General features: G+C 44.3%; 9 protein-coding genes and 1 pseudogene. 3 read left to right on the top strand and 7 right to left on the bottom strand.

The features are described 5' to 3' along the window. Window positions 1–219: pseudogene (locus H2C83_RS17780) on the top strand (transposase); the annotation flags it as partial. Between the two features lie 145 nt (window positions 220–364). Here the strand turns inward: H2C83_RS17780 and H2C83_RS10175 are convergent. Then, the gene (locus H2C83_RS10175) at window positions 365–1,267 is read right to left on the bottom strand and encodes an NAD(P)-dependent oxidoreductase (protein ID WP_181740364.1); all 903 of its coding nucleotides are present in this window, start codon (window positions 1,265–1,267) and stop codon (window positions 365–367) included. A gap of 140 nt (window positions 1,268–1,407) precedes the next feature. Between H2C83_RS10175 and cmpA the strand changes: the two genes are divergently transcribed. Beyond that, a complete protein-coding gene (cmpA, locus tag H2C83_RS10170; RefSeq protein ID WP_181740362.1) occupies window positions 1,408–1,557 on the top strand; it encodes a cortex morphogenetic protein CmpA in 150 nt (49 codons plus the stop codon). 32 nt (window positions 1,558–1,589) lie between these two features. On the opposite strand, the gene H2C83_RS10165 is transcribed toward cmpA, so the two are convergent. Continuing rightward, entirely contained in the window at window positions 1,590–3,755 is a 2,166-nt protein-coding gene (locus H2C83_RS10165; RefSeq protein WP_181740360.1) for a Tex family protein, read from the bottom strand. Between the two features lie 644 nt (window positions 3,756–4,399). Between H2C83_RS10165 and H2C83_RS10160 the strand changes: the two genes are divergently transcribed. Beyond that, window positions 4,400–5,680 (top strand): Glu/Leu/Phe/Val family dehydrogenase, encoded by a 1,281-nt coding sequence (locus H2C83_RS10160; protein ID WP_181740358.1) that lies wholly within the window; start codon window positions 4,400–4,402, stop codon window positions 5,678–5,680. 128 nt (window positions 5,681–5,808) lie between these two features. On the opposite strand, the gene H2C83_RS18150 is transcribed toward H2C83_RS10160, so the two are convergent. The 5 genes from H2C83_RS18150 to H2C83_RS10135 all read right to left on the bottom strand — a co-directional run bounded on the left by H2C83_RS18150 (window position 5,809) and on the right by H2C83_RS10135 (window position 9,045). Then, on the bottom strand, window positions 5,809–5,940 hold the full coding sequence (locus H2C83_RS18150) for a hypothetical protein (RefSeq protein WP_281364137.1): 132 nt from the start codon (window positions 5,938–5,940) through the stop codon (window positions 5,809–5,811). Window positions 5,941–6,423: 483 nt separating this feature from the next. Next, window positions 6,424–7,209, bottom strand: a complete 786-nt coding sequence (gene sigB / locus H2C83_RS10150) for an RNA polymerase sigma factor SigB (RefSeq protein WP_181740354.1) — start codon at window positions 7,207–7,209, stop codon at window positions 6,424–6,426. Then, window positions 7,172–7,660, bottom strand: a complete 489-nt coding sequence (gene rsbW / locus H2C83_RS10145) for an anti-sigma B factor RsbW (protein ID WP_181740352.1) — start codon at window positions 7,658–7,660, stop codon at window positions 7,172–7,174. The genes sigB and rsbW overlap by 38 nt, the downstream gene beginning before the upstream one ends. Next, window positions 7,660–7,992 (bottom strand): STAS domain-containing protein, encoded by a 333-nt coding sequence (locus H2C83_RS10140; RefSeq protein WP_181740350.1) that lies wholly within the window; start codon window positions 7,990–7,992, stop codon window positions 7,660–7,662. Before H2C83_RS10140 ends, rsbW begins: the two co-directional genes overlap by 1 nt. Window positions 7,993–8,028: 36 nt before the next feature. Further along, window positions 8,029–9,045: a PP2C family protein-serine/threonine phosphatase gene (locus tag H2C83_RS10135; RefSeq protein ID WP_181740348.1), complete on the bottom strand. Its 1,017-nt coding sequence runs from the start codon at window positions 9,043–9,045 to the stop codon at window positions 8,029–8,031. Window positions 9,046–9,268 lie beyond the last annotated feature (223 nt).

Raw genomic sequence — 9,268 nt, 5'->3', positions numbered from 1 at the left:
AAAAATGCCAAAGAATGGGTTCGAAAAAACCGTTTGAGTGAAAGAGGAAAACAACTGTACAAACGACGTCGCGAAACCATTGAGCGCAGCTTTGCTGACGCAAAAGAACTGCATAGTCTTCGCTATGCCCGTTACAGGGGGCTTGCCAAAGTGAAAGAGCAATGCCTCCTTACGGCCATGGCCCAAAATGTTAAAAAACTGGCTCTGCTCCTCTCGAAGAGAGGAAAAAGCCTTGTGATCCGGCTAATTAATAAATTGAATTTCCTTCATTTGTTTATCTCCCTGAAATATACAACCCCAAGCCCTTTTCTTGCGAAAAAGCTTGGGGTTTGTCATCAAGCTCGGAGCGGGAATAAACCCGCTCTTATTTTTTGGGTACAATCTCCACATTTCCCAGTCTTTCCATGACCCGGATCAATGACTGTGTTCCGTCTTCATTTCCGCCATAAGCCTGTATCGAACGGAGCAGCTGTTGAACGATGGCGGTCCCCGGAAGCGGAAGTTCTATTTTTTCAGCTTCCTGCAACACGATCCGCAAATCTTTTTGCTGGAATTGAACCGTAAATCCAGGGTCAAGATCCCCTTTGATGACACGGGGACCGTAATTGGACAAGGCCCACGAATCTCCCGCGCCCTTTGTGGTTACTTCCAGCATTTTTTCCAGGTCTACACCTGACTTCCGTGCAAAAGCAAAAGCTTCAACCATACCCAGCAGGTTGAGTCCGCATAATATCTGGTTGCACGCTTTAACCGTCTGTCCGGCGCCAACCGGCCCGCAATGGGTAATTTTTTGTCCCATCGCCTTGAATACAGGCATCACCTGTTCCACATCTTTTTTTTCTCCGCCAACCATGATTGACAAAGTCCCGTTTTTCGCCCCGACGTCACCGCCACTAACTGGCGCATCAAGCATAACGATTCCGTGTTTTTTGACCCGTTCCGCCAGAGAGCGGGTTACTTCAGGCGAAATGGTGCTCATATCAATCAGATATGTACCGGGTCTGGCCCCATGGATCACGCCTTCTTCTCCCTCGACCACTTCCAGTACATCCGGAGTGTCTCCGACCATGGTGATGATCAGATTGCAATATTGGGCCAGTTCCCTGGGCGATGAGGCAGTTTTTGCCCCCCATTTCTCTGCTTCTTTCATTTTTGATGCTGTTCTGTTCCAGACCATTACTTCATAACCGGCACGATAAAGATTAAACGACATGGACCTGCCCATAATTCCCAAACCGATAAAGCCGATCTTCCACGATTTGGTCATTGCACATCCTCCTTTTTTCTTGATCATCCTGGTTATTTTCCCGATTTCAGTTTCCTGCACTCCCTCTGACAGGAAACGGCACGGACAAAGCCATATTCCACATAAAGTGAACAAACGGCTTTTTGGGGGGAAAGGAAGAAATGCCCAGATGGCTGATTAAGCAAATGATGTGTGCCTTCCATAAAAAGGACCGGCGGCAAATCATTTTTCTTAATCAATGCTGGTTCGCATACCTGAATAAAAGAAAAACCGCTTTTCTCCGCACGCCTGACAGGACGCATTTCTCCTGAGGCTGCAAATAAAGAAGTGCGCTGGCACTTCTTTATTTGGTTTCCATTAATTCTTGCGTGGTTACGGGAATCATGCTTAATCCCACTCTTTCGCGCTCCACATCAACACTTGTCACCCATACATCCACAATGTCCCCTACTGTGACAATATCCATTGGATTGCGCACAAATTTTTTGCTCATGTGGGAAATATGAACCAGACCATCATGTTTCAGACCGATATCGACAAAAGCGCCAAAGTCGACTACATTTCTTACCGTTCCCCGCAAATGCATTCCTGCATGCAAATCTTCCAGTTTCAGTACATCGGAACGAAATAGCGGTTTTGGCAATTCATCGCGGGGATCTCTTCCGGGCCGCAGGAGTGATCCGATAATGTCTCTCAATGTCGGGACCCCGCAACCCAACTCTTGGGCTGTTTTTTCCGTATCGACCTGTTTCAGCAACTCTTTCAGCTTGTCACTTCCAATCTGCCCGGGTTCAACCTCCAGCAATTTTAACAGGCTTTCCACAACCCCATAGGATTCAGGATGGATGGGGGTTTGATCAAGATGATTACTTCCGTCATGAATTCGCAAAAAGCCAATGCACTGCTCATAGGTTTTGGCACCCAGGCGAGGCACTTCTTTCAACTGGGAACGGTTGGTAAACCTTCCGATCTCTTCACGACGCTTCACAATATTTTTGGCCACTGTCATGCTTATTCCCGATACATATTGCAATAAAGACGGAGATGCTGTATTTACGTCAACCCCCACATAGTTGACAACCGATTCCACCACTTTGGCCAGACTATTGCCCAATTCCTTTTGCGAAACGTCATGCTGGTATTGCCCTACTCCGACAGACTTCGGATCAATTTTCACCAGTTCGGCCAGCGGATCCTGCAAACGACGGGCAATGGAAATTGCACTGCGCCGGGCTGCATCCAGATCGGGAAACTCTTCTCTGGCCAACTTGGAAGCCGAATAAACACTTGCCCCGGCTTCATTCACAATGATGTAATAAACGGGACGTGGCGCTTCCTGAATCACTTCTGCAATAAAGGCCTCTGTTTCGCGAGAAGCCGTCCCGTTCCCAATCGCAATGATTTCAATGAGATATTTATCAAGAAGCCTCAATATTTCCGCTTTCGCCTCTTCAACCTTTTCCTGCGGTTTGGTCGGATAAATCACACCTATTTCCAGCATTTTGCCGGTATCATCAACAACCGCCCATTTACAACCTGTTCGATAGGCCGGGTCAACCCCCAACACCATTTTGCCACGTACGGGTGGTTGCAACAATAAATGCCTCAGGTTTTCCGAGAAGATTCGAATTGCTTGTTTCTCTGCAGATTCAGTCATTTGCGAACGGATTTCTCTCTCAATCGAAGGAGAGAGCAGGCGTTTGTAACTGTCCTGGACAACGGCTTCCAGAAAGGAATGAAGTGGAAGGGAAAACCACTCCCTCAACCGCCGGTAAATTTTTTCTTCATCGACAGATATCCTGATTTTCAATATTTCTTCCCGCTCTCCCCGATTGACGGCCAGCACGCGGTGGGAAGGCATTTTATGTACGGGCTCTGAATAATCATAATACATCTCGTAAACGGAACGGATTTTTGGATCTTTCGCCCTGGATATAAGCAGGCCGTTTTTCCAGGTGAATTGGCGCACCCATTTCCGGATTTCTGCATCCTCAGCCAGTTCTTCAGCCAAAATATCCATAGCTCCCTGCAGGGCTTTTTCTGTGGACTCAACCCCTTTCTCCCCGTCAACATATTGACGGGCTGCTTCTTCAATGGCTGAAACATCTGCGGTTTCCGTCATCAACCGTGCAAGAGGCTCCAAACCTCTTGCACGGGCCATCAACGCCCTTGTTTTCCGCTTGGGCCGATAAGGAAGATACAAATCTTCCACTTCCTGCAATTTGGTCGACTGCTCAATCCTTTTCCGCAGTTCATCGGTCAATTTTCCCTGTTCATCGATAAGACGAAGTACTTCCTCTTTTCGGGAAGAAAGCTGGGTCAGATAATGATATCTTTCTTCAATTGACCGTAATTTTTCCTCATCCAGTTCGCCTGTTTTTTCTTTACGGTAACGGGCAATAAAAGGGATTGTGTTTCCTTCTTCCATTAATTTGACACTTGCTTTAACCTGTCTGCTATTGATTCCCAATTCACTTGCAATTAACGCAAACATTTGCTGTTGATCCATCAGTTCTTCCACCTGCTTTCCTGCTTTCAAGCACCGGCCAGTAAAAACCGGCTGACTCTATCTATTGTAACGGATTTATCCGTCAACCGTTAAATGGGTAAAACGATCAAACGATTTCTATAAATCTTTCAGGAATACCTGCTTGGCAACAAATAATTACACTTTTTCGTATTTTACAGAATATTTGTCTTGGTTCCAGATTGATATAGAAAAAGTGTTTTTTTTGAAACATAATAAACAACAAATCCTGTTATTTGGAAATGAACAGGTAAATTCAAACGGAAAACCGGGACATGGAGCCTGACCGGAATAAGGACGGTTACAGTGGGAAACCATTATACAAGCATGGACAGATTCCGTATGAAAAGAACCATTTTGGCAAACCCTATCAGAGTGACCGTCAAAGAAAAAAAGAAGCTGGTCTTGTGATAATCCAGCTCCGGTTCTTTAAAAACAAACTCTGTAAAAACAGCATGCAATCTCCTGATTTTGTCAGGATAATGAAATGAATTGTAATTTATGGTAATTTATTTGACAACTGTATTAATTTATTTCATTAATAGATTGATTCGTTGGATCAAAAAACTTAAAATAAAAAAAGATATTCGAAAAATGTATATTTAAAAAGAGAGGATGAATGAAAATTGTCAGTATCAACCGTTACTCATGTCGAAACAGAGTCTTTGAATCCTTATGAAATTGTTCAGTCCCAAATTGACCAAGCAGGAAAACGGCTTGGTATCCGGGAAGAAGTTCTTAACATTCTTAAAAAACCGAAACGCGTCCTGTATGTCTCTTTTCCTGTGAAAATGGACAATGGTTCCATCCGTATGTTTGAAGGCTTCCGTTCCCAGCACAACGATGCTGTGGGGCCAACCAAGGGAGGAATTCGCTTTCATCCGAATGTTACCATGGATGAAGTAAAGGCCTTGTCCATGTGGATGAGTTTTAAATGTGCGGTTGCCCATGTTCCTTTTGGAGGCGGCAAAGGCGGTGTGATCTGTAATCCCCATGAATTGAGCAAGGGAGAGCTTCAGCGGATCAGCCGCGGGTTTATGGAGGCTATCGCCGATATCGTCGGTCCGGAAAAAGATATTCCTGCTCCCGATGTGTATACCAATGCACAAACGATGGGTTGGATGATGGATACTTACAGCCGATTAAAAGGGCATTTCAGTCCAGGGGTCATTACAGGGAAACCCCTCAGTCTGGGCGGGTCCAAAGGTCGTAACGAAGCAACGGCCAGAGGCTGTGTCTATGTCATCGAACAGGCCATGAAAACCCTGGAAAAACCTCTTGAAGGAGCAACTGTTGCCATCCAGGGATTTGGAAATGCCGGTCGAATTGTGGCTGACCTGTTGTCGGAAAAAAGATGCAAAATCGTTGCTGTGAGTGACACCTCCGGTGCCATTTACCAAAAGGACGGTTTAAACCTTGACCAGGTAAAACGGTTAAAAGACGGCCAAACAAGTTCAATTGTAGACAATCCCGATGCACAAAGGATTGAAAATCCGGAAGAATTGCTGGAGTTGGATGTAGACATACTGATTCCAGCCGCACTTGAAAATGTCATTACTCATAAAAATGCAGACCGCGTCAAGGCAAAAATTGTAGCTGAAGCAGCCAACGGACCGACAACACCAAAAGCAGACGAAATTTTATTCAACAACGGCATTCTTTTGCTCCCTGACATTTTGGCCAATGCCGGCGGTGTCACTGTTTCGTATTTCGAATGGGTACAAAACCTGATGAATTATTATTGGTCTGAAGAAGAAGTCAACAGCAAACTGCAGAAAATCATGGTGCATTCCTTCAGCGAAGTATACTCCCTCGCAAAAGAACAACAGACAAACCTCCGGATCGCAGCATATATGGTTGCAATCAAACGAATCACTGATGCCATGGAAGCCAGAGGCTGGATTTAATCACCCTGACATCAGCGCAAGTTCATCCTCTCTAAAAACCGTATCCCATTTTGCTTGGTACCAATAAGGCAGAGTAGAGTTACAGCCGATTTTCTGAAACGGCAGCATATCCTTATTCCTGCGGCTTCTCATGCTGATCGCAGATCCTTGATCTTTGACAATCCGGCAGCGGTCAGGGGAAGAGATTGCCGGTCACTCCCCTCGTCAATCATCGCGTATCTGACGGAGTATAAAGTTGTGGCAGCAACTTTATACTCCATTTGAAGCCGCAGATCCATGCAACAGAAGTATGAGGTCCTCGACCGGACCACCCGCTCTCCCATTCTGTGGGAGGGCAACATTTATCTATAGTTCAACAGAATAACCATATCCATGAAACCGACTTGTCTTGGACATGGCAGTGAATCAGGATTCCACATACCCATTGATAAATATCCCATATCTCCAACAATTCTCCAGCCAGACGGATAGCCCCTTGCAACGTTTTCCGGAACAGTTCAACCACTCCGTTGGCTCAATCGCAGACAAGAGGCATTGGTTCTTTTTTGCAGGCCAGGGACAATTGGTCAGCCATACCCGCATAAAAGAGTTAAATCTTTTGTTAACCAATAACAAACAACAAAATAAAAACGAAATTCGAATTACATTAATACAATTTCTACAAATCTTTTAAAAACACCTGCTTGTAAGCGCATTCTTTTAAAATAAAAAAAGCATACCTCAAGCAGGTACACCAAATTGACTTATATTACTTCAGACGGTTCCATCCGGATCGCCTGCCTCAGTTTTTGCAAAGCCCGGCGCTGCAGACGGGATACATGCATTTGAGAGATTCCCAGCTTATCGCCAGCCTGTTTTTGACTGAGATTTTCAAAAAACGTCAATTTCAATACTTCCTGTTCCCGTTCGCTTAAAACGGAAAATACTTTTTCCAGCAAAAGTTTGCGGTCTATCTGATCATACTCCTTGTCTTCCGATCCTACCAGATCCAATAAAGTCACCTGACTTCCATCACTGCTTGCCTCGATGGGATTATCCACCGAAACCGCATGATAACTGCGTCCCATCTCCATCGTTTCCAAGACTTCCTCTTCACTAACTCCCAAATATTCAGCAATCTCATTCACACAAGGGGAGCGCTGAAATTTTGTCGTCAACTCTTCAACCGCTTTTTTAATCCGTGGACCCAACTCCTTAATCCGTCTGGGAACATGCACACTCCACGTTTTATCACGCATATGCCGTTTAATTTCCCCGACAATGGTTGGGACGGCAAAACTCTCAAAACTCCGCCCCATGGACAGGTCAAACCGTTTCAGCGAGGCAATCAATCCAATCATTCCCACCTGTTCCAGATCTTCATACGGCTCACTGCCATAGGCAAATTTATAAGCAATCATTTCGACAAGACTGCGATAATGATGGATCAGGATTTCCTGTGCTTCAGCATCCTCGTTTTTTTGAAACCGTTCTATCAGTTTGTGGATTTGTTCATCCGTTAGTGGGGAAGGATGTGGATGTTTCGACATGGGGTTCCACCACGTCCTTTCGGATATACTTGGTCATTTTCACAATGACACCATTATCGCCTTTAATATCAACGTGATCCATCAAAGACTTTATAAGATAAAGACCCAAGCCTCGTTCCCGAATCGCATTCATCGATCTTCCCATCTTGATCGGGCCTGTTCTTTTCTCCACTTCTTCGACATTGAAACTGTTTCCGCGATCAATCACTTCAATCTGAATGCGGTTGGTAAAAATATTGCAATTCACCTCGATTTCACCTTCACCACCGCAATAGGCATGATCAACGGCATTGGTGCACGCTTCTGAAACTGCCAGTTTCAGATCTTCAATATCGTCATAGGAAAAACCCATTCGATTAGCAATTCCTGAAACAGCCAGTCTTGCTATTCCAACATAATCCGGCTTGGCGGGAATCATCAAATTAACCAGATCCAAGGGTTTATCATTCATCAGCAGCCATCCTCCTGCACTTTATCTTCAATTTCCATAACTTCATTTAATCCTGTTATTTTGAAAAGGCGGGACAAGCGGGCATTCATTCCGGAAATGACGAACTTGCCAGCTGTTGCTCTTTGCGCTTTATAAGCCCCGATCAATACACCCAATCCGGTGCTGTCAATATAATCGACATGAGTCAGATCAACTATAATGCAATGTTTTCCGTCACAAAGGGGCAATAATTTTTCCCGAAGCTGGGGAGCGGTATATACATCCACTTCTCCCTCAACTGAAACGGTAATCTGATTTTCTTCTTCATTCATTACTTGAACAGCGAGATTCATACATCCGTACCTCCCTTTACCATCTGCCCTTTCCGATTAACTCTCCACTCGCTTTAAAATAACAATCGTTTGGTCATCCCTTATTTGATAATTACACATGTCATAAAGTGTCTGATGGATTGCTTCCACGGCTTCCTGCGCAGGCAGATGAATGTTGTTTCGAATTATTTTCTTCAAGGTATCTCGTTCTATAAATTGGCCATCAACCTTACATTCAGTTACCCCATCTGAGAATAAAATAATCGCATCTTGTGGAGCCAATTTCAATTTATATTCAGGATACTTGACTTCCCTGGATACTCCAAGCACAAGCCCCTTCGCTTCCAAATCAAAAAACTCGTCTGTCTCATTGCTGTAAAAGAGTCCAGGCTCGTGCCCGGCCGTAGCATATCGAAAATGGTGATTCATGGAATCATATACCCCGTAAACCATGGTAATAAACATACTGGGGTCGACATTGCGTTCCACCACCGTATTCAAATCACGTAAAATATCAGACGGAGATAAAGGAGTAAAAGGCGGGGCATCCAGTCGATCCATGGCATACTTAATCATAGACATGCAAAGAGCGGCAGGAATTCCTTTTCCAATAATATCGGCGATCGCTACACCCAGAGAACCGGATCCATGGTCAACAAAATTATAATAGTCACCGCTCATCTGCTTGGCCGCAACACTGATCACACCAATATCAACACCTTCCAAGGCAGGAGGAGCGGCCGGCAAAAGCGTCTGTTGCATACCAACAGCTACTTCAATTTCATTCTCCAGTTCTCTCTGCCGGTTAACCAGTTTTTCCTTTTCACGGTAGGATATCCCATAGCCAATCATGATTTCGATTAGCAAATCAAAAGATGATTTTATCTCTTCCGGCAAGTCAGGAAACAGCTTTTTCATCGCCCCAACATGAATGTTAAGCACTTCATCCGGTGGAATCCGCTTTTCCATAAACCATTTGCTCAATTGTTGTACACTGTACAAATGATCTTCCTTTTTTGAAGAAACATACGAAGCCAGCAGCTTCTCATATAACTTTTTTAAATGAATGTCCATATATCGGTCTCCTTGATCCGCCTTATTGAACAAGAATAAATCAGTTTGATAATAAAATAGCACATTTATTGAATAAAGGAAAAACCAATAAATCTCTTAGATCCCCCACAGCAAACCCTAACTTTTTTATTATAACACCAATTTAAAATCGACCAACCCCGATACACAGACACAAAAATAAAAAAGAATGGATTTGCCATCCATCGAGCTTGATGACAAACCC

Source organism: Thermoactinomyces mirandus (assembly GCF_013868055.1).
Classification (GTDB): Bacteria; Bacillota; Bacilli; order Thermoactinomycetales; family Thermoactinomycetaceae; genus Thermoactinomyces; species Thermoactinomyces mirandus.
Note: the sequence above shows the minus strand (reverse complement) of the source record. Positions and strands in the feature narration are given on the sequence as shown.